This window comes from Acinetobacter sp. F16 (assembly GCF_052712855.1).
This window is the reverse complement of sequence record NZ_JBRATK010000011.1, coordinates 25214-47362: the sequence shown is the minus strand read 5'-3', so window position 1 is coordinate 47362 and position 22149 is coordinate 25214. Positions and strand designations below refer to the sequence as shown.

The following is a 22149-nucleotide window of genomic DNA, read 5'->3' as shown; positions in this document are numbered from 1 at the left end:
CACCCTTATAAATGAATTAGATCATAAATTAAAGTTTATTTACTCAACCCTTGCTGCATGATTTGCTTCATATAGTTTCGTAAAATTTCTGTAGCAACGGTTTCTAAGGACATGGCATATTTTTCATTGTCAGCACGTAAAGAAGGAATATGAATCTCAGCTTTACGCAGTTCACTGGTATGGCCAATGAGCCATTTTTCCAAGCTCTCTGCCGCAACTTCCAAATGAAATTGCAGAGCCAGAATATTTTTACCTACCGAAAAAGCCTGGTTTGGATAAACATCAGAGCTTGCCAATAATTTAGCCTGTTCAGGCAAATCAAAGGTATCACCATGCCAGTGTAAAACAGGCGTGTCAGTTAATGGCGCAAGCAAGTTGTTTGGCGTATTTGAAATGCTCAGTTTGCTCCAGCCGATTTCCTTTTGATGACCGGCATAGACTTTTGCACCCAAAGCATGCGCAATCAGTTGAGCACCTAAACAAATGCCAAGGGTTGGTAAATTTTCTTCTAAACGAACTTTTAGTAAGTCAATTTCTTGTTGTAAGAATGGATAGTCAGCCGTTTCATAAACACCAATCGGTCCGCCTAAAATAATGGTCAAACCTTTATGCTGAAATGCTTTGCTTAGCTCATCTACACCGGCTTCAAAATAACGGACCCGAAAGCCGAGTTGATAAAAGACATCTTCCATTACACCCAGGTCTTCAAAGGCAAGATGTTGAATGGCATAAATGGTGTCTGGAAAGTCTGGAGAGATTGTAGTCATACTATTTTTTCAAGATATTTGGAATAAGAGAAATTTAGCCCGAATCTGAATAAAAATGAAGGTTTCAAGCGAAATGATTTGCTTAATGATCTGCAATCATTAAAAAAGCGAACCGAAGTTCGCTTTTTTAATGTGTTATACCAATATATTTTTAGAAGAAGCCCATCGGTTTGGTCGCATAGCTCACCAGCAGGTTTTTAGTTTGCTGGTAATGATCAAGCATCATCTTGTGGTTTTCACGCCCAATGCCCGATTTTTTATAACCACCGAATGCCGCATGTGCAGGGTAGATGTGATAACAGTTGGTCCATACACGACCGGCCTGAATGGCACGACCGGCACGGTAAGAAGTGTGTGCTGAACGCGACCAGACACCGGCACCTAAACCATAAATAGTGTCGTTGGCGATTTTGATCGCATCATCAAAGTCTTTAAATGTAGCAACCGCAAGTACCGGTCCAAAAATTTCTTCCTGGAAAGTTCTCATGTCATTGGTGCCTTTGAAAATGGTCGGTTCAATGTAGAAACCTTGGCCCACTTCGTGACGTTCGCCACCACCCGTCAATATTTCAGCGCCCTCTGCACGACCTGTTGCGATACAGCCCAAGATTTTATCCTGCTGTTCTTGAGAGGCTTGCGCACCAATCATGGTATCTGTATCGAGTGGATGACCGGTCTTAATCCGTTTCACACGCTCTACGGCTTTTTCCAGGAATTGATCGGCAATGCTTTCCTGAACCAATGCACGAGAAGGACAGGTACAAATTTCACCCTGATTGAGTGCAAACATGACAAAACCTTCCAGCGCTTTATCTAAGAAGTCATCATCTTCTGCCATGACATCTTCAAAGAAAAGATTCGGTGATTTACCGCCCAGTTCAAGGGTGACCGGAATAATGTTCTCGGTCGCATATTGCATAATCTGCTGGCCAACCGCCGTTGAACCGGTAAATGCAATTTTGGCGATCCGTGGATTGGTCGCAAGTGGACGACCCACTTCAACACCATAACCATTGACAATGTTTAATACACCTTCAGGCAGCAGGTCTTGGATCAGTTCAACCAGAACCAGAATACTGGCCGGGGTCTGTTCTGCCGGTTTCAGCACAATACAGTTACCCGCCGCCAAAGCCGGTGCCAGTTTCCAGGTCGCCATTAAAATAGGGAAGTTCCAGGGAATAATTTGTCCAACCACGCCTAAAGGCTCATGGAAATGGTAGGCAATGGTATCTTCATCAATTTCTGAAATGCCACCTTCCTGCGCGCGGATACAGCCGGCAAAGTAGCGGAAATGGTCAATCGCCAAAGGAATATCGGCAGCCAGGGTTTCACGGATCGGTTTACCGTTATCCCAAGTCTCAGCTACAGCCAAAAGCTCTAAATTGGCTTCTAAACGGTCTGCAATTTTTAACAGCATATTGGAACGGGTGGTAGGAGAAGATTTGTTCCATTGTTCTTTGGCTTTATGTGCTGCATCCAGTGCTAGCTCAATATCTTCTACACTCGAGCGCGGAACTTTAGTAAATACCTTACCGTCGACAGGAGAAATATTGTCAAAGTATTCACCTTTTGTGGGTGCTACCCATTGTCCACCAATGAAGTTTTCATATTGGGCTTTAAACTGAACTTTTGAACCAGGTTGATTAGGATCGACGTAACGCATATGAATTTTCCTTTGCTTATTTTAGTGTTTTAACCGTATCTACAGCTTTGGTATAAGGTACTTTTGTACAATATTTGATTAGCATACAGGGAATAAGGTTGGAGAAAGGTTGGAGACAAGAAGGTTTACAATCTTTTCAATCGGCTTTAAAAGAATAGCGATTACAGCGGATGTAAATCATGAATTGTTGTGAGAATAAGGAATGATGACAAAGCAAAATTTGACGAAAAAAAGACAGGAAATTGAGCAGCTTAGGCAAAGCAGCAGTCTTTCTCCCTTGCATGCAGAACAGTTGGGACAAAGCATTGTCAGCTCTTGGCAACGCTCAACATCAGCCGAAATTCCTAAAGATCGCGCAGCTGCACCCTTAGTTTATTTACAAAAAGAAACCTATCCTTCTGCTTTAGAACATGCCTTGCAACATTGTGCACAAGATTTAAAGCATATTGCCGAGCAATCTTCGATGGTGCTGGCGGTAGGCGATATTGGCAGTACCATTATTTGGACAGCATCAAGTCCACAAATGCAGAGTGCGGCAGAAAGTGTACATTTTATCGAAGGCGGGCAGTGGCGCGAGGAACTGGTCGGCACCAATGCTCTGGCTTTATCATTAAAGACGCAACAATCGTGTTGTGTGTTTTCCAATGAGCATTACATGTCATCAATTCATGATTGGGTCTGTTATGCCGCCCCGATTATTGATCCTTATTCCAAACAGGTTCTCGGGGTGATTGACCTGTCGACCACATGGCAAAAGCATAATAGTCTGGGTTTGCTGGCGGCTGAACGCTGTGCCTCGATTATTCAATCCGCATTACTTGAATATCAAAAACAGCGATTGTTTATTCGGGCTTTTTCCGTGCCGCAAGTCATGTTCAATGGCAAAGTTCTGGTGCTTACGCCACGTCAAATCGAAATTTTGACCATTCTGGCACTGTGTCCGCAAGGCTTAAGTTTAGATACTTTACATCAGGCCGTATATGGCGAGCGAAAAGTCAGCATCGGCACTTTAAAGGCGGAAATGTCACAATTACGCGATATTTTAGGCGGCATGCTGGGGTCTAGACCCTATCGTTTATTGGCGCATGTAGAAGCTGATTTTCTACTGACCGAGCAATCTTTAGATGCCGGCTATATCGATTCGGCCTTAAAATTGTGTACGGGCGTCTTTCTGGCAAAAACCGAAAGTCCATTTTTATGTGCCTGGCGCGACTGTCTGGAATCGCGTTTAAGTGACGCCATTTTTAAAGCCAATGAGACCGATGTTTTGCTTAAGCACGTGGCGCGTTTTCCTGAAGCGATTGATGCCGTGGAGCGTTTAATTGAACTCATGCCCAAAACCCATCCCGTGCATCAAACCTTGCTTAAATATAAAGATGTCTAAGCTCTAGAACAGAAAATCTATTTTATAGACCTTTTGAGTCTAACCATTGGAACAGTTGCTGATAGACCTGATCGCGCACCGATTTTTCAGACAGAACCAGATCATGCAGTCCACCTTTTATTTCACTGATAGTGACATCACCTTTCATTTTCCGGGCATATTTATCAATATGTTTGACATCCAAAATCACATCGCTACTTTGAGCATGCTTGTGCCATTTTTTGGGATTTTTGGTTTGATCTGAATGCATCACTAAGGCAGGGACGTTTAAGGTCACGCCTTGATGAATTTCCTTTTGCGCTTCAAAAATTGCCCGTATAAAACTCAGGCGAACCAGCGGATAAGTGGTTTTTTTCCATTCAAGATTAAAGTCCCATTCTCCTTTTAAGCTTTTGTGCAAACTGGTCACATACCATTTATTCAGTTCACTGGGAAATTCCAAATCTGGGCAAATCTTGCCGACGCGACTTAAATTGGGCAGACCCAGTTTTTTCTTGATTGGATTCATGTTGAAGTCATAAAATGGGCTATTGACCCACAGTGCCTTAATTAAAGGATGATCCGGATGATGTGCCGCATATAAAGTCGTGGTCAATCCGCCAGTCGAATGACCGCACAACAGAACGGCATCATGACCTTCTGCACCAATAATCTCTAAAGCTTGGGTAATTTCGGCATCGTATTCAGCCATTTCACGTACGTTATAATATTTTTGATGGGGAAGGTGGGAACGACCGTATTTACGCAAGTCGAGTGCATAAAAGTCAAAACCATGCTGGTTGAACTGTTCTGCCATTTCGGTTTGAAAAAAATAATCGATAAAACCATGAATATATAAAACGGCTTTGCCGGTTGCCTGCTGCGCTTTTTTACGCACCAGTGTTGCTGTAACTTGACCTTCATAATCATCAGGGAAATCTAGGGTGGCCTGTTCATAGTCTGAACCTAAAACATCAAGTTGATAAAGCGGTTCAATTGTCTGTTCTGTCATTGTTGTGCTCATTTGGAATTATCAATTTTCTTTTATCCTTCATGATGGGCAGCTATTTGTCAAATTGCTTTAAGGCCAAAAATAAAAAAAGGCAATCTAAGTTTTCCAGCTCATTAAGAACATGGAATTTAGATTGCCAAAAATGTAAGTCAAAAATTTGGGGGGAGAAGACTTACATTGAGGATTTACATTGCCGCTTTACATTGCCGCTTTGAATATATCAACCACTTGTGCATGCGTGGCTTTACGTGGATTGGTCAGCATGCAGGCATCTTTTTGCGCATTTTCTGCCATGATGGCTAAATCTGCTTCTTTCACACCCAGTTCATTTAAGCCAGATGGAATGCCAATCGCGGCTGAAAGCTGGCGAATCGCCTGAATGGCTTCATCTGCAGCTTCATTCACAGTCAGACCATCAATATTGACACCCATGAGTTGGGCAATTTTGGCATAACGGTCAGGGCAGGCAATCAGGTTGAATTCACACACGTGCGGCAGTAATACCGCATTGCATACGCCATGTGGCAAGTTATAGAAACCGCCGAGTTGATGTGCCATGGCATGTACATAACCTAAAGAGGCGTTATTGAATGCCATACCAGCAAGGTACTGTGCATAGCTCATTGCGTCACGCGCTTCCAGGTTTTCACCATTGGCAACCGCAGGACTCAGCCATTCGCTAATCATGCTAATGGCTTTTTCTGCACAGGCATCGGTAATAGGGTTGGCTGCGGTAGAGACATAGGCTTCCACGGCATGGGTTAACGCATCCATACCTGTTGCTGCGGTTAAACTTGCTGGTTTGGCAACCATCAGTTTAGGATCATCAATGGCAATTAGTGGAGTACAGCGCCAGTCGACAATTGCCATTTTTACATGCGTGTCGGTATTGGTGATAATACAGAAGCGGGTCATTTCAGAAGCCGTACCTGCCGTGGTGTTGATGGCAATCAGCGGTGTCATCGGTACGGTACTTTTATCAATGCCTTCGTAGTCGCGAATATGACCACCGCCAGCGGTGACCAAACCAATGCCTTTGGCACAGTCATGCGATGAACCACCGCCTAAAGAGACGATGAAATCACAGCCATTTTCATTATAGGCTTGCACGCCGTTATGCACGTTAATATCGGTTGGATTGGGTTCTGCACCCGGGAAAATATGGCAGTCAACACCCGCCTCTTTTAAATAAGCTGCAATGTTATCTGCGACACCAAATTTGAACAGACCTGCATCAGTCACAATCAGTGCTTTTTTAGCACCTAAATTTTGTGCTTTGGTACCAATTTCCTTGGCACAGCCTGGACCAAAAAGAGAAACACAGGGAATATAAAAACCGTTTGTTTGATCTGCAATATTTTTAAAAGCCATGGTGCGATTCCTTCTACCATTGGTATGTTGTTATCGGTGACCCTCACCGTGAATTAAGTATCAAAGGAACAGGGAGAAAATCCTACCTACCAAACACCTACCATTTTAAGTTGTTGAATTTTTATTAAATTATTCATGCCAGGTTATTCAATCGGGACTTAAAGAATTCAATGTTTAGCGCAAATGTATGGGATTAATCAGGAGGGTGCGAGAAGAACGGTCATGGCCAAAAAGATCTAAATCAGGTTTAGGCGAGATTTCTGAATGAATAGTGAGACAAGACATTGTTTTGATAAAAGTATAATTTGCTATTTGGTAAATAAATAAATTATATTATTTATTAAATGATCAATATTTTTGCAAATGAAGAATTTAAAAATAAGCATTTTTTTCAGGGGACGAAAGAATTTAAAAATTAGGGTCTGTTGACATTTTATAATGGTAGCCAAATAAAGATACAAGCTAAGGCAACAGAATTTTCATAGCTTCGCTTTAGCTTGTCATAGCGTGTGGCAATTCCTCTAAATTGCTTTAATCTAGCAAAGGCATTCTCAATTAAATGCCTGATTTTATATAAATACCAATCCATATGATCATTATTTGAAAGCGTATTGGATTTCTTGGGAATATTGGCTTGAGTACCCATTTTTTCTATCTGTTCTCTCAAGGATTCAGAGTCATAACCCTTATCGGCACAGAGAATTTCTGTCTCGTTCAGATCTATGCTGTTAACTAATTTCGGTGCCACTTTTACATCATGGGTCGTACCATCCTCTATCAGAAACTGAACAGGGTTCCCATGAGAATCAACTGCCAAATGAATTTTAGAACTGTTTCCACCAATGCTTTTTGAAATTGCCTGATCCTTGATTCCTGTAGCATGCTGATGAGCCCTCACATGGCTGGCATCAATAAACACCCACTCCAGATCAGCATCAGATGAAATTAACTTAAATATTTTTAATAACTTATTATCTTTGGACCATCGGGAAAATTTCTTGAATATAGAATTTGGTTTTCCAAAGGCTGAGGGTAAATCCCGCCATGGGCAGCCTGTACGAATTCTATAAAGAATAGCTTCAATAAAATTTCGAAGATTTTGTTTGAGATAAATACGAAAATTACGGAAAATAGTTTCTAACTTAGACCAGTGTTGATCGGTCAACATTGTACGAGGCATAGCGAGGAGTAAATTTGGTTTGGCGATTAAATTCTACTTGCTCGCTATTTTTTTGCACAGTAAATGTCAACAGACCCTAATAAAAAGATAGTGTAGCAAATATTAAAAAAAATTCTTGATCATATTGTTAAGAGTAAATTATAGTCAATTTATAAGATTTTTGTATTAAATTCCTAAGGATGGGGTAAGTTTAATGAAAGTCGGACATACAAATGATGCAACATTATTATTACATGCAATCCATAAAATTCTGCTTAGAGAATGGGATCCTTTAGGAATTCGCAGCATTCCTTCGATGTGTGATGAATACGAAGATTATTTGCCTAAAATTTTTAACCTGATTTGTGACAATGCCGATGAATCAGAGATTTTTGAATATTTATGGCGGATTGAAAATAAAGTCATGGAGAAAAGAGGCAACAGGCAACACACCTTGCGAATTGCAAGTTTACTTAAAGAGTTACAAGTGAAAAAATGAAGTCAAATTTTTAAGCATTCAGTAAAATTTTTTAAAATATAAATGATGGGCTGCAATGATATTGATGGTCTGCAATGATATTAATGAAAAAACCGGTGCCTGAGCACCGGTTTTTTATGCTTAGAATTTCTTTTCCAGACTGACTAATACACTTGGAATCGCCTGATTGATCCGTGATTCATAAAGGCTGCCATCAGCTTGATTGGTTAAGCGCTCTTTATAATCGGTACTGAAAGTATTGCGCGCATTCAGTGTGGTTGCCCAGCCATTATTGAAGCGTTTGGTCACGCTGATATCCATGTTGACGCGTTCATTGCTGGTACGATTATAGGGCTGGTTGTCCAGGGCACGGGTAAACTCAGGCACGTAGTTCAGGTTGACACTGGTTGAAATGCGCCAAGGCTGATAGTTATAAGACAGACCTGTGCTTGCTGTATAAGGCGCGACATCACTGACCAGACGTTGTTGATGATTTTCATCTTCAACTTTTGCGCGCATAGTAGAAAGTTGTCCATTGAGCATCAATGAATGACCATTTTCAGTTTGCTTTAATGCATAACGGCCTGCAATTTCAACTCCATAAGTGGTGGCATTGTCCTGGTTTTGTGGACGCTCGACAAAACGTGTGCCTTCCTGGCGAATGACTTTTTCGATGTAGTCATCAATTTCACGTTGGTACGCGGTGATATTGATACCGCCTGACGGGGTGTTATAGCCCAAAGTCGATTCAAAGGCGGTAATTTTTTCAGGACGTAAAGCAGGATTACCGCCACGATCCGGATTGTTCAGGCTACCGGCATCGCTATCGGTAGACACCGAAACTGTTGGCAATAAACGGTCTGCTTTTGGGCTACGGAAAGCCTGACTGAGATTGCTTTGCAAAGACCAATGATCATCAAAGTCAAAACGATGTGCCAAGACTGGGCTTAAGTGACTGTCGCTATAATCGACTAAACCAGAGCGCTCGATCCATTCCTGACGGGCACCTAAAGTCACGGTTTGGCGATCGGTAAATTTCCAGCTACCTTCGGCATATAATGCATACAGCTGTTCATCTAAACTTTGGCTGACATTGCTGTCGAGTTCATTGGCACGAGCATCTGCACCAAATTTAAGCTGGCGAGTTTCATTGAACTTTCGCACGCCATCGTAGGCAATCCCATATTCATTGACCGTTTCATCGGTATAGCTGTTGAATCGTGGTGATTGAGCCGACTCAGTCGATTCAGTTTCATTCTGCTGCTCGACAGAAAGACGGATTTTATCTGAATTGCCTTTGTCTGTACGTTCATAACGGGTGTTTAAACGGATGCTGTCATTCTTGTCATTTTGAACCTGGTCGCCACGAACACCATCACTTTCGTTATTACGATAGAACAATTCCGCAACCAGTTTTTGCTGATCATCCATTTGATATTCCACACGCGGTGAAAGCATTTGCGACTTGCGTTCAGTGACTCGTTTTTGTTCACGTGTTCCGCTGCTGTTTTGGGTTTGCGTAATGGAAGTGGTGTCATTCCACATCTGGTTGGCAGACAGGCTGTATAACCAAGCATTGTCACGACCATCCGCCTGAACGCTGATATTTTTACGTTGTTCTTCTTTTTGATCCGATTTAGCCAAACCATATCCCGCACGGATGGTTCCGCCTATACGGGCATTATCTAAGGGTTCTTTCAGAATAATATTAATCACGGCGGAAGAAGCAACAGAAGCCTGAGCCACACTTGGCTGTTTGGTAATTTCAATTCGCTCAATCATATCTGGGGTGATGCTGTCAACGATAGACATGCCACCGCGTGGACCGCCTTGAACCGCTTCGCCATTGATTAAAAATACTGGGGCACCGCCACCACGAAAACGCATGCCTGAAGCACCGCCACCACCACGCGGACCACGTCCTGGAGATGGCATTTGAAAACCTGCAGCACGGCGCAAGGCATCATTCACCGACTGATCGCCAAATTGCAGCATTTCTTCACGCGTAACGATGGTTTTGGCAACCGCACTGATATCCGGATCTTTTGCAGTCGCTGGGGTCGCTTCGAATTTTAAAGTGGCGAGTGTTTGTACGGGTGCTGTTTGTGCTGATACTGTGTGTTTTGGGGCGCTGCCTGTTGTTGTATTTGTAATGGAATCAGCAGCCCAAGTTGGGGACATAAAAGTGAGCAAGGCACAACTTAATGCGCTTAATGGCCAACGCGGTTGTATGCGCTTCATTATTTGATGTTCCAAATGTATTTTTGCGTAAGATAACGTAAAAATGTGGAGAAACTTTGTGGGAAATCACAGGAATAAAAATAAAAGATAAAAATCTGATCACAGGTATAAAATAACCAAAATGAATGGTTTAGCTCCAGCATCTTATTGGAGTTTGTATGGCTGGAGCGATGGTTCATGTTAATGGTTCAAGGATAAAATACAGTTTTGGCTGATTTTCTCAATGAGGGCATCATTCAAACTGATTTGATTATCCCATTTCAGCATTTGCTGAATCAGCCATTTAAAGTCTTCAATGTCTGGCTGAGATGATTCATCGACAAAATGACGGATAATATTCTGAATGGAATGGAATTTTTGCACGTGAATGCTGTCAGAACATTGAAATTGAATAATATTGAAGTCAATCAGCATCTGCCAAACTTCAGCATAATCCTCTAGAGCTTTTAGTTCCTGTTGTGCCTTTTGAATTGCATTGATTAAAGCAATATGGGTGTGGGGATGTTGTGCTGCCCATTCACTGGTTACCGCCAGAACCTTGTCCGCTACTTTTGGAATAATGTTCTGACTGGATGCCACAATCTGACTAATTCCCAATAGTTCAGCTTGGGTATTCCACGGTTCACCGACACAAAAACCGTCAATCACCTGATTAGCCAAAGCTTCGACCATATAGGGTGGAGGAAGAATCGCAAGCTTGATGTTCTGTGCAAGCTCACGGTCGGCTAGGGCGAGCCATTCTCTTAGACAATAATGATGAATCGACTGTTTAAACACATGTGCCAATTGAACCGGCTTTTGTTGTTGTATGGCTGAGACTATTTTTTCTGCTGATTGCTGTACCGTATCTTGGGAAGAAATATCCAGTTCAAAGCATAATTTTTGACTCAAGCTGATAAAGGCCCGGTTATGACTGAGAACCAAAGCCGTTTGCAGGGGAATGCCGAGTTGGTCTTCACCCAGTGCTGCTGCCGGTAGCATGGCAGACAGGCAATGTGCAGCATCCAAAAAGCCAAAAGCCAGCCGGTCTCTTAAACTTGCCCAGGAGGCTTCCTTGACGAGGGTGATATCCAAACCAACTTCATCAAAAAAACCGCGCTGCTTGGCCCACAGAATGGCCACACAATCAAGCAAAGGAATATAGCCGATCTGGATTTGAGTTTTTTCTAAATCTGTCATGAGCTAATCCTTCAATTGGTTTTGTAATAGTTGTTGGGCATCCAGTAAACGGCGTGCCATTTCCCCAATGGTGATGCGATGGCTCATGGCATTTTTGCGCAGTAATTGAAACGCCTGATCTTCAGTTAAAGAATGCAATCGCATCATCAGTACTTTGGCTTTTTCTACATCTTTACGGTCGGCCAGTTTATTTTTGGTATCTTCCAGATCACCTAGTAATTTCTTGTGTTTTTTGAACTGTTCGATCGAAATTTCTAAAATGCTTTCCAGTTTGGAAGGGTCAATCCCGTCGACAATATAAGCGGTTACACCGGCATCAATCGCACTTTTAATGGTGTCTTTGTGGCTATTTTTAGTGAATAGGACCGTCGGCAAATCGAACTGGCTGACACAGCTTTCAATAATGTCGCGATGTGGATGATCCATATCCAATAGAATGACATCGGCATGCAATTGTTCTAAACGAAACATACTTAAATGGTCAATGGTGAGACAGGCAACCACCTCGAAATTGTGCTCGATCAGGGAGACTTTTATATAGGTCGCACGTTCTTGATCGTCATCAATTAGTGCAATTTTCAATTTTGGCATATCAGCTAAATATCACTAGGCAAAGCCTAAAAGAAAAATCATGGTAAATCCCAAGCAATAAAAATGCCAAAACTGTTAAAACTGCAATAATTCAATAAAAATCAGATATAAAACTTAACCATGATCATGTTATGCACCGTATTAATGCAAAAATGCGCTACAAGAAAGCACAACACTGTGCGATCTACTTGGCCTTAGTCGGGTTAAAAAGAACAAAGCAAGACAATGATTAAGCTCGAAAATGAAAAATTAATATTAAAAAATAATAAAAAATATAAAGTTAAGAATATTTTTTAAATCTTGGCACAGGGATTGCATTATCCCTTATGAGTCAAAGAAGACTCTATGAAATTTGTAGACGGCCAACGATGTCCGCTCTGATCGAATCTGGTATGCAGCGATCCGCATAGCAGATAACCCTATACGTTCAGTTCAGGAAGGAGAAGGCCATGTCTTCAAATTTATATGAAAAAAAAGCCACAAAAATAAGTCTTTTTAACTTTAATAGCGCAGCGATGAGAGCCTTCCACATGAGTTGGCTCGCTTTTTTTGTCTGCTTCTTTGCATGGTTTGCCTGTGCACCGCTTATGCCTGTGATTGCAGGTGAGTTCCACTTAACCAAAGATCAAATCGCCAATATTAATATTGCCGCTGTCGCAATTACTATTTTGATTCGTCTGATTGTTGGACCATTGTGTGATAAATACGGTCCACGAAAAACCTATACAGCATTACTGCTTATCGGCAGTATCCCGGTCTTTGGTGTGGCATCTGCCAACAGCTATGAATCTTTTCTTTTCTTCCGCTTATTGATTGGTGCCATTGGTGCCAGCTTCGTTATCACCCAATATCATACCAGTATCATGTTCGCACCGAATGTGGTAGGTACTGCCAATGCTGCATCGGCAGGATGGGGTAATGCCGGTGGTGGAGCAACACAAACGCTTATGCCGTTAATGCTTGCTGCCTTGGTGATGTTTGGTGTTGAACAGGCAATGGGCTGGAGAGTTGCCTTATTGGTACCGGGTATTCTGATGATTATTGTCGGTGCAATGTACTGGAAATTTACCCAAGACTGTCCACAAGGCAACTTTAAAGAACTGCGTGCACAAGGCATTCAAGTCGGTAGCGATAAAAAAGGCGGTATTGCGATTTTGATGCATGCTGCACGTAACTACCGGGTCTGGATTTTATTTGGTGCGTATGCAGCGTGTTTTGGTATCGAAATTTTCATTCATAACATCGTGGCGATGTACTACGTTGAACATTTTAGCTTTGGCCTAAAAGAAGCCGGCTTGGCAGCAGGGATTTTCGGTTTGCTGGCACTGTTCGCCCGTGCTTTAGGTGGAATTATTTCGGACAAAGTGGCAACGAAAAAAGGCCTGGATGGTCGTACCAAAGTGCTTTTCACCATGATTTTGATGGAAGGCCTGTTCTTGATCTTGTTCTCGCAAATGAATACCGCAGTTCTCGCAATTCTCGTGATGACCCTATTTGCACTCTTTACCCATATGGCATGTGGTGCAACCTATGCGTTGGTGCCATTTATTGACCGTGATGCTTTAGGTGGTGTTGCCGGCATTATTGGTGCGGGCGGTAACGTTGGTGCAGTGGCAGCGGGTTTCTTGCTGAAAGGCATGCTGGATATTCAAACCTGTTTGATGGCACTCGGTGGCTTGGTCGTGATTGCAGCTGGCTTTGTTCTGGTGATCCGCTTCTCGGTTGAACATAAAGAGAAAGAACAAAAACTGTATGAAGAAGCCATTCTTGAACGTAACAACATGGCACAAGGTTAAGTAAAGAGATTAAGGAGAAATTGATATGAAATTAGTCATGATTGGTCATGGTATGGTAGGGCACAAGTTCATTGAATCGGTTCTTGAATATGCAGGGGATGAGGTTGAAATCACCATCTTGGCAGAAGAACCACGTTTAGCCTATGACCGTGTGCATTTAACCGAATATTTCACCGGTAAATCTGCAAAAGACTTAACTCTTTGCCGTAGCGATTTTGCGGATGCCTACGGAATTGATCTGCGTTTAAGTACCAAAGCTAATGAAATAGATACTTTAAATAAAACGGTTACCACCAATCATGGCGATGTGATTAGTTATGACAAGTTGGTGCTGGCAACCGGTTCATATGCCTTTGTCCCGCCTATTCCAGGCAATGAGCGTGAAAACTGCTTTGTTTACCGTACTATTGAAGATTTAGATGCCATTCGTGCTGCAAGTTTAAATGCAAAAACAGGCGTGGTGATTGGTGGTGGTTTACTCGGTCTGGAAGCGGCAAAAGCCCTTCGTGACCTGGACCTGGAAACCCATGTGGTCGAGTTTGCACCACGCTTGATGGCGGTGCAAATTGATGATCTTGGTGGTAAGGTTTTACGTGCAAAAATCGAAAACCTGGGGGTGAAAGTTCATACCCAAAAAGCTACACAATGCATCGAAGCCGGTGAAAACACTACGCATGTAATGAAGTTTGGCGATGGTTCTGAACTGGAAACCGACATTGTTTTGTTCTCTGCGGGGATTCGTCCACGCGATGAACTAGCACGTCAAAGTGGTTTGGCACTTGGTGAGCGTGGCGGCATTGTGATTAATGATTATTGTCAAACATCCAATGCAGACATTTATGCCATTGGTGAATGTGCACTTTGGCAAAATAAAATTTATGGTCTGGTGGCGCCGGGTTATGACATGGCGCGTATTGCAGCGAAACATGTTATGGATCAAGCCTGCAATACATTTGCTGGCGCAGATATGAGTACCAAATTAAAACTGATGGGTGTGGATGTGGCATCGGTGGGTGATGCCCATGCCATGACGCCAAATGCCTTAAGTTATTTCTATGCCGATGAAGATGCCATGATTTATAAAAAAATCGTGGTGAATGCGGAAAAAACCAAATTGTTGGGTGCGGTGCTGGTGGGCTGTGCCAAAGAATATAATGACCTGCTACAAATGATGCTGAATGGTCTGGCAGTGCCAGAGAATCCAGAAAGCTTGATCATGCCGGGTTATGCACAATCCTCAGCGAAAACAGGTGGTAGCGGTGTCGATTTACTGCCAGACAGCGCAACCATTTGTTCATGTAACAACGTTTCTAAAGCAGATATTTGCAGTGCCATTGCTGATGGTTCAACCTCACTGGGTGCGCTAAAAAAATGTACCAAAGCCGCAACAGCTTGTGGTGGCTGTGCACCTTTAGTCACTCAAGTGTTGAAATCTGAATTGCAACGTCAAGGGGTGACTGTTAACAATCACCTATGTGAGCATTTTGCCTATTCACGCCAAGAGCTGTATCACCTGGTGCGGGTCAACGAAATCAAAACCTTTGATGATCTGATCGGGCAACATGGGCACGGTCTAGGCTGTGACATCTGTAAACCAACTGTGGCGAATATCCTGGCTTCTTGCTGGAATGACTTTGTACTGAAACCAAGTCATGCTGGTTTACAAGACAGTAATGATTACTACCTCGGTAATGTTCAAAAAGATGGTTCCTATTCAATTGTGCCGCGGATCGCAGGCGGTGAAATTACCCCGGAAGGTTTAATCACCATTGGACAGGTCGCGAAAGACTATGGTCTATATACCAAAATCACCGGTGGGCAACGGATTGACCTGTTTGGTGCCCAAGTGCATCAACTGCCTGAAATCTGGGAAAAACTGATTAATGCAGGTTTTGAGTCGGGTCATGCTTACGGTAAATCGTTGCGTACCGTTAAATCATGTGTCGGCAGTACCTGGTGTCGTTATGGTGTAGATGATTCTATGGGCTTGGCTATTTTCCTGGAAAATCGCTACAAAGGCTTACGTTCGCCGCACAAACTTAAAATGGCGGTCTCTGGCTGTACCCGTGAATGTGCCGAAGCGCAAAGTAAAGATGTTGGGGTGATTGCCACTGAAAAAGGCTGGAACCTGTATGTTTGCGGTAATGGCGGGATGAAGCCACGCCACGCAGAATTACTTGCTTCTGATCTGGATACGGAAACTTTAATTCGTTATATCGACCGATTCTATATGTTCTATATCCAAACCGCAGATCGTCTGCAACGTACTTCAGTATGGCGCGACAATCTGGAAGGGGGGCTGGATTATCTTAAAGCTGTAGTGGTTGAGGATTCTTTAGGGCTTGCTGTCGAGTTAGAACGCCGTATGGATCACGTGGTTGGCACTTATCAAGATGAATGGCGCACTGCGATTGAAGATCCTGAAGTACGTAAACGCTTTATCACCTTTATTAATGCCAAGGCTGAAAAACAGAATGATCCCCATATTCAATTTGCTACTGAACGTGGACAAATTCGCCCAAAAACTGCGGTGGAACGTGATGTAACGCGTATTCCAGTAGTTGAGGCATAAAAAATCTAGAGCATTAAGAGCTTCTTTCATCAAACCTTTTTATTTTTCCCTTCTGGGAGAAACACAATGAGGCAGTGAACCTTGATGAAAGAAGTTCAAAGAGAGGATAAAGAAGATGACAATTTTAAAAGAAATGAATGATTTTGATTGGGTTGAGATTTGCAATCTGGATGATATCACACCCAATACAGGGGTTGGTGCGCTGCTCAATGAGCAACAAATTGCGCTATTCCGGGTGGGCAATGAAAAACGGGTTTATGCCTTAAGTAACCAGGACCCCTTCAGTCAGGCTTTTGTGATGTCGCGCGGCATTATCGGTGATTTGCAGGGTGAACGTGTCGTGGCATCTCCCATCTACAAGCAGCATTTCAGTCTGGCAACCGGGCGCTGTCTGGAAGATAAAGATCAAAAGTTACTGGTTTTCCCGAGCAAGATTGAAAATGGAAAAGTCTGGGTCAGTCCTACACCGCAAAAAACCTATATCACCAATAACGGCACTTCTCAGGAAAAGATGAAACTGGTCTTGGTGGGTAATGGTCTGGCGGGCATGCGCTGCCTGGAAGATTTGCTGGATATGGCACCTGAACGTTATGAAGTGACCGTAATCGGTGAAGAGCCATGGGGTAACTATAACCGCATCATGCTGTCCCCAGTATTGTCGGGCGATAAAAGCATTGAAGACATCATGCTGCATCCGCATGCATGGTATAGCGACAAGGGGATTCGCTTCATTGCCGGTGATGCTGCGGTGAAAATCGACCGTCCACGTAAGCAGGTCTATACCGAAAAAGGTGAGATCGTTAATTATGACCGTTTGATTCTGGCGACTGGTTCCAAGCCATTTATTCCACCCATTCCGGGCACAGATTTAAAAGGTGTGCTGAGCTTCCGTGATATTTACGATGTAAATAGCATGCTGGATTACTGCAAAACCCAGAAAAATGCGGTGGTGATTGGTGGCGGTTTACTGGGGCTTGAAGCAGCTTATGGACTGAAACAACGTGGCATGAATGTGACGGTTTTACATTTGATGGATCGCATTATGGAACGTCAATTGGATGGTCGTGCAAGCGGCTTGTTAAGACAAAGTATTGAAGCGAAGGGCATCAATATCATCACTCAAGCCAATACCGAGCAACTGATTGGCGAAGAGGGTCATGTCACGCAAATCAAATTGAAAGATGGCACCGTGTTGGATGCAGATCTGGTGGTTTTTGCCGTGGGGATTCGTCCGAATATGGCACTCGCGCAAAGTGCGGGTTTACGTTGTAACCGTGGTGTGATGGTGAATGACACCATGCAAACCTTTGACCCAAGCATTTATGCGGTGGGTGAATGTATTGAACACCGTGGTCAAACTTTTGGTCTGGTGGAACCACTTTGGGGTCAAGCTTTTATTTGTGCATCACATTTGGCCGAACATGGCAGCTTAACCTTTAAAGCACCGACGGTTCCAACCCAACTCAAGGTCAGTGGCTGCGATGTGTTTTCAGCAGGCCGAATTGATTTGGAAAATAGCGAACCGCAAGAAGACTATGAAGACATTATTTTGAATGATGAAAAACGTCAGATTTATAAACGGATCATTATTCAAAAAGAGAAAGTCATTGGTGCGGTATTGTTTGGGGATACTGAAGATGGTGCCTGGTATGCAGAACTGATTTCTGATCAGACGCCAATTTCGAGTATCCGTAATAAATTGCTGTTCGGTCGCGATTTTGCATTAAAGAAAGCAGGTTGATTCAATTGGCATCATTATGATGCGGGTTAAGCCCATAGCGCTATTCATTAAAACTACAGCATTTATATAAATGCTGTAGTTTTTTTTATTCACATTAGAAATTTCAAATGAGCCATGCTGATATTTATTTCTACATTTGTAAATGAGATTTAATTTTTATATTTTTTAATAGCTTTATTTTTATACTGGATTTGATTTAAATCATAATCAGTGTCTGATTAGTTGTTAAATAAACGGGGTTTGTTTTTTATTTTGAATAAAGAGTTAAGTGAGATAAATAGAAAATATACTTAAGTTCTTTTAACGAACGATCACTAATATTTTAATAATTATCTGGCTATATTATGAAATTGAATTACTTTATGATTATATTTTGTCGAATTGAAAGAATCAGTCAAAAAAAGCCATTTTAAAATGGCTTTTCAGTCGAGTTCTTTAATCAATAACTTTTATAGGGCAGGAATTTTCCGGAAAGCACCACATTAACCCGATCGCCATTCGGATTGTTTTCGCGCTGAATATCCATACTGAAATCAATTGCACTCATAATTCCATCGCCAAACTCTTCATGAATCAGCTCTTTGATGGTGGTTCCATAGATATTCACCACTTCGTACCAGCGATAAATCAACGGATCTGTGGGGACGCTTGTCGGTAGTGAACCCTTATAAGGGACGATTTGCAGTCATGCTACAGCCTCATCACTCAAGTCAAAAATTTCACCAATTTTTTCTGCTTGCTGTTCATTTATTTTCTCCTTAAAGCATGATTTGAAATAATATAGAAGTACTTATATGGGGATTGTTAGTTGCATTATTTGTGCCAATATATTTTGCTGAAAGTTGATATTTTCATAGTGCTTAAATCTGAAAAGATAAGTATAAATTATTATATTTTGAAAGTTGGTATGATCTTTGCTTTTTAGTTAATCATTAAAGAATGGCAACGACGCCATTTCATTTAACATGATTATAGTTGTATTTCATTTCAGGCAATGGCGCCTAAGACTTAAAATAGGTCTTGGGCGCTTTTTTATTTACTGAAAAATAAATGATTGCTTTAACCCGTATATTAAGAGGTGAATGCGATGTCTTATCTCGCTCCTGCAGAGTTTGCACAAAAAGTGGTAGATGCTGGTGAAGCAAAACTTCATATGGCCACCCGCGATGTTTTAATTCGCTCATTTATGGCCGGTGCGATTTTGGCACTTGCTGCAGTATTTGCAGTCACCATCGCCGTGCAAACTGGCGTGCCACTGATTGGTGCGCTACTGTTCCCAGTGGGTTTTTGTATGTTGTATTTGCTGGGATATGACTTATTGACTGGAGTTTTCGTGCTCACTCCTTTGGCATGGCTAGATAAACGTCCAGGCGTGACCTGGAACCGTATTTTGAAAAACTGGGGCTTGGTTTTTCTTGGTAACTTTTCAGGCTGTCTGGTGGTGGCTTTTCTCATGGCGATTGTTTATACCTACGGCTTTGCTGCCGAGCCAAATAATGTCGGTTTGGCCATTGCGCATATCGGGGAAGCACGGACTTTAGGCTATGCCGAATACGGTTTTGCCGGTTGGATGACGATTTTTATCCGAGGTATGCTATGTAACTGGATGGTGTCGCTGGGGGTAATTGGGGCCATGATGTCGACCACCGTCAGTGGTAAATTTATTGCTATGTGGATGCCGGTCATGCTGTTTTTTGCCATGGGTTTTGAACATTCTGTGGTCAATATGTTTCTGTTTCCATTTGCCATGCTTATGGGCGGCGACTTCTCAATTATGGATTATTTCATTTGGAATGAATTACCTGTGGCGTTAGGTAATTTGGTCGGTGGTCTATCATTAACCGGACTGGCCTTGTATACCACTCATGTGCGTACTGCACCGAAAAAAGTTTTTTAATCTGAAATATTCTTACTCATCTCGGGATCAAGGATGATCTCATGCAATTGAGCCTCATATGATGCAAACACAACTGGCTGTCCGTATTGGACAATGCACCGACTCAGGTCAAAAAAGCATGAATCAGGATTTTCATGGCGCAGGATTGCCAGAAAATTACCTGTTACAGCAAAAGGGTGTCGTCTGTGCCATTGCCGATGGCATCAGTAGCAGTAATGTCAGTCATATTGCCAGTGAAACAGCAGTGTCCAGTTTTATTAACGATTATTTTTCTACACCTGAATCATGGAGTGTAAAAACCTCTGCTGAACGAGTGATTACTGCCGCTAATTCCTGGCTATTTGCACAAACCCAGCAAAGTCAGGGCCGCTTTGATAAAGACCGCGGTTATGTATGCACCTTGAGTGCATTGGTGCTCAAACATGATCAAGCGCATCTATTCCATATAGGTGATGCGCGCATTTATCGCATTCAGGGACAGAAAATAGAGCAATTAACCACAGATCATCGTATCTCGCTGTCTTCTCAAGAAAGTTATTTAAGTCGTGCCTTGGGTGTCGGGCAAAAAGTAGAAGTGGATTATCTGAAATTTCAGCTTTATCCGGAGGATATTTTTTTGCTGATGACCGATGGGGTATATGAATACCTCAATCAGAGCGAGATTCTTGCAGCTTTATCCGCAGATCAAGACTTAAACCAGGTAGCGAAATGTCTGCTACAGAACGCGCTGGCGAACGGAAGCACAGATAATTTAACTCTGCAGATTTTACAGGTTGATGCATTGCCGTCACAAGCAAGTGAATATTTCGATCCGCAATATAAGGATTTGCCGATGGCACCGGCCTTGCAGTCTGGCGATCTATTTGAAGATTATGTAGTGAAAAAAGTACTGCATCAGAATCATCGCAGCTGTTTATATTTGGCTCAGGATACACACTCGCAACAGCACTTGGTCATTAAAGTTCCGACCACCGATTTACAGCAGCAGCCCAATGCTATGGAGCAGTTTTATCTAGAAGAGTGGGTGGCAAAACGTATTCAGAATGATTATGTTATGCGTGCCTATCCGCAACGCAGTGCCAAGCATTATCTCTATCAAACCTTTGAATACATAGAAGGCCAGAGCCTTAAGGTCTGGTTAAAACAGCAAAACCAGACAGTCGAAGTGTCTAAAATAATTGATATTGTTGAACAGGTTGCCAAAGCGCTAAACGCATTTCATCGGTTGGAAATGCTGCATCAAGATATCCGCCCTGAAAATATTATGATCAATGCTGCATCTCAAATTAAGCTCATTGATTTCGGTTCAACATCGGTCAAAGGGATTGCTGAATTTCAACCTGCGCATGCAGATTTAGCTTTAGGCACGCTCGCCTATATGGCACCCGAATATTTTTTAGCTGAACCGGCAAATAGCCGTTCTGATCAGTATTCACTGGCGGTGCTGACCTATTATTTGCTGACTCAACAGCTACCTTATGGGACGGAAGTCGCCAAATGCACCACAAAAAAGCAGTTAAAAAAATTGCACTATTATCCTATGAGCCAATATAGAGCGGATATCCCTGTCTGGTTTGAGGCCGCAGTGCAAAAAGCTTTACATCCTGAAGCAGCGCAGCGTTATTCGGCTTTGTCAGAATTTATTTATGATTTAAAACATCCCAATCCACGCTTTCTCAAGCAACAAAAAATAGCTTTTATTGAAAAAAATCCGGTGCTGTTCTGGCGAAATTTATCCCTGATCTTAATCCTGCTGATCATTGGGCATTTATTGTTGCGATATTTTTAATTTAAAAAGCTGAAAGTTGGTGCGATCGCACAATTTTCACAATCACTTGCGCGTTTCAGAAACTTTAAACCCATCAAAATGAACTGCAAAGTTGCACCAGTTTAAGGCTGCTGGCGCCACAACTACACAACAGATTAACTTTAGAATTTATCCATAGGCGATAGATAAATAATTTATTTTTTATTTTCAATCACTAAATATAAGTTTGAAAAATTTTGGCACAATCATTGCAATATTCAGTTTGAGCCAAAGACGGCTCATTCAATTATAAGACGGCCAACGATGTCCGTTCTGATCGGTTGTTATTGCTCAAGGCAGATAACAGTAAAGACCATACGTTCAGTTCATCAAGGAGAAGGCCGTGTTTGTCCCTATTAAGCAGAATAAAACGGGTTGTTTTCGTTCTGGCAGTGTTATTGCCATCAAGATGGCATCTCTGATTTTAATGATAGATTTCTGGCTCAGGCTTCAACAAAAACAATTATATTGCTTTGCAAAAATGCACTTTAATTCTATTCATCCTCGTGGCC

At 42.3% G+C, this 22149-nt stretch carries 15 protein-coding genes and 1 pseudogene; 7 read left to right on the top strand and 9 right to left on the bottom strand.

Annotation, left to right across the window (positions count from 1 at the left end):
• Positions 1-35 precede the first annotated feature (35 nt).
• Both ACU0NF_RS08285 and exaC read right to left on the bottom strand, forming a co-directional pair.
• Positions 36-767, bottom strand: a complete 732-nt coding sequence (locus ACU0NF_RS08285; RefSeq protein WP_445660782.1) for a glutamine amidotransferase — start codon at positions 765-767, stop codon at positions 36-38.
• Between the two features lie 151 nt (positions 768-918).
• Complete coding sequence (gene exaC, locus ACU0NF_RS08280; protein ID WP_445660781.1) at positions 919-2430, bottom strand: acetaldehyde dehydrogenase ExaC; 1512 nt, start codon at positions 2428-2430, stop codon at positions 919-921.
• 202 nt (positions 2431-2632) lie between these two features.
• Between exaC and ACU0NF_RS08275 the strand changes: the two genes are divergently transcribed.
• Complete coding sequence (locus ACU0NF_RS08275; protein ID WP_445660780.1) at positions 2633-3814, top strand: transcriptional regulator; 1182 nt, start codon at positions 2633-2635, stop codon at positions 3812-3814.
• Between the two features lie 22 nt (positions 3815-3836).
• Here ACU0NF_RS08275 and ACU0NF_RS08270 read toward each other — a convergent pair whose 3' ends face one another.
• The 3 genes from ACU0NF_RS08270 to ACU0NF_RS08260 form a co-directional block, all read right to left on the bottom strand.
• Positions 3837-4805: an alpha/beta hydrolase gene (locus tag ACU0NF_RS08270; RefSeq protein ID WP_445660779.1), complete on the bottom strand. Its 969-nt coding sequence runs from the start codon at positions 4803-4805 to the stop codon at positions 3837-3839.
• Between the two features lie 198 nt (positions 4806-5003).
• The gene (gene mdh, locus ACU0NF_RS08265) at positions 5004-6176 is read right to left on the bottom strand and encodes an iron-dependent methanol dehydrogenase (RefSeq protein ID WP_445660778.1); all 1173 of its coding nucleotides are present in this window, start codon (positions 6174-6176) and stop codon (positions 5004-5006) included.
• Positions 6177-6609: 433 nt separating this feature from the next.
• Complete coding sequence (locus ACU0NF_RS08260) at positions 6610-7356, bottom strand: IS5 family transposase (RefSeq protein ID WP_131317291.1); 747 nt, start codon at positions 7354-7356, stop codon at positions 6610-6612.
• A 193-nt stretch (positions 7357-7549) separates the two neighbouring features.
• Here ACU0NF_RS08260 and ACU0NF_RS08255 point away from each other — a divergent pair, with 193 nt between their 5' ends.
• Positions 7550-7834 (top strand): hypothetical protein, encoded by a 285-nt coding sequence (locus ACU0NF_RS08255; RefSeq protein WP_445660777.1) that lies wholly within the window; start codon positions 7550-7552, stop codon positions 7832-7834.
• Positions 7835-7954: 120 nt separating this feature from the next.
• Here the strand turns inward: ACU0NF_RS08255 and ACU0NF_RS08250 are convergent, their stop codons facing one another.
• The 3 genes from ACU0NF_RS08250 to ACU0NF_RS08240 all read right to left on the bottom strand — a co-directional run bounded on the left by ACU0NF_RS08250 (position 7955) and on the right by ACU0NF_RS08240 (position 11824).
• Positions 7955-10054: a TonB-dependent receptor plug domain-containing protein gene (locus ACU0NF_RS08250; RefSeq protein WP_445660776.1), complete on the bottom strand. Its 2100-nt coding sequence runs from the start codon at positions 10052-10054 to the stop codon at positions 7955-7957.
• Positions 10055-10234: 180 nt separating this feature from the next.
• Complete coding sequence (locus ACU0NF_RS08245; RefSeq protein WP_445660775.1) at positions 10235-11233, bottom strand: ABC transporter substrate-binding protein; 999 nt, start codon at positions 11231-11233, stop codon at positions 10235-10237.
• A gap of 3 nt (positions 11234-11236) precedes the next feature.
• Positions 11237-11824 carry an ANTAR domain-containing response regulator gene (locus tag ACU0NF_RS08240; RefSeq protein ID WP_445660774.1) on the bottom strand — a complete coding sequence of 196 codons (588 nt, stop codon included), beginning with the start codon at positions 11822-11824 and terminating at the stop codon, positions 11237-11239.
• 449 nt (positions 11825-12273) lie between these two features.
• Here ACU0NF_RS08240 and ACU0NF_RS08235 point away from each other — a divergent pair, with 449 nt between their 5' ends.
• From ACU0NF_RS08235 to nirD, 3 genes are all read left to right on the top strand, one after another.
• Positions 12274-13620, top strand: a complete 1347-nt coding sequence (locus ACU0NF_RS08235; protein ID WP_445660773.1) for an MFS transporter — start codon at positions 12274-12276, stop codon at positions 13618-13620.
• Between the two features lie 25 nt (positions 13621-13645).
• Positions 13646-16192, top strand: coding sequence for a nitrite reductase large subunit NirB (gene nirB / locus ACU0NF_RS08230; protein WP_445660772.1), 2547 nt, complete (start codon positions 13646-13648; stop codon positions 16190-16192).
• 115 nt (positions 16193-16307) lie between these two features.
• Complete coding sequence (gene nirD / locus ACU0NF_RS08225; RefSeq protein WP_445660771.1) at positions 16308-17933, top strand: nitrite reductase small subunit NirD; 1626 nt, start codon at positions 16308-16310, stop codon at positions 17931-17933.
• A 439-nt stretch (positions 17934-18372) separates the two neighbouring features.
• On the opposite strand, the pseudogene cynS reads toward nirD, so the two are convergent.
• Positions 18373-18681 (bottom strand): annotated as a pseudogene (cynS, locus tag ACU0NF_RS08220) (cyanase); the annotation flags it as partial.
• Positions 18682-19020: 339 nt separating this feature from the next.
• Here cynS and ACU0NF_RS08215 point away from each other — a divergent pair.
• Both ACU0NF_RS08215 and ACU0NF_RS08210 read left to right on the top strand, forming a co-directional pair.
• Positions 19021-19830 carry a formate/nitrite transporter family protein gene (locus ACU0NF_RS08215; RefSeq protein WP_445660770.1) on the top strand — a complete coding sequence of 270 codons (810 nt, stop codon included), beginning with the start codon at positions 19021-19023 and terminating at the stop codon, positions 19828-19830.
• Positions 19831-19891: 61 nt separating this feature from the next.
• A complete protein-coding gene (locus ACU0NF_RS08210; protein WP_445660817.1) occupies positions 19892-21619 on the top strand; it encodes a protein kinase domain-containing protein in 1728 nt (575 codons plus the stop codon).
• Positions 21620-22149 lie beyond the last annotated feature (530 nt).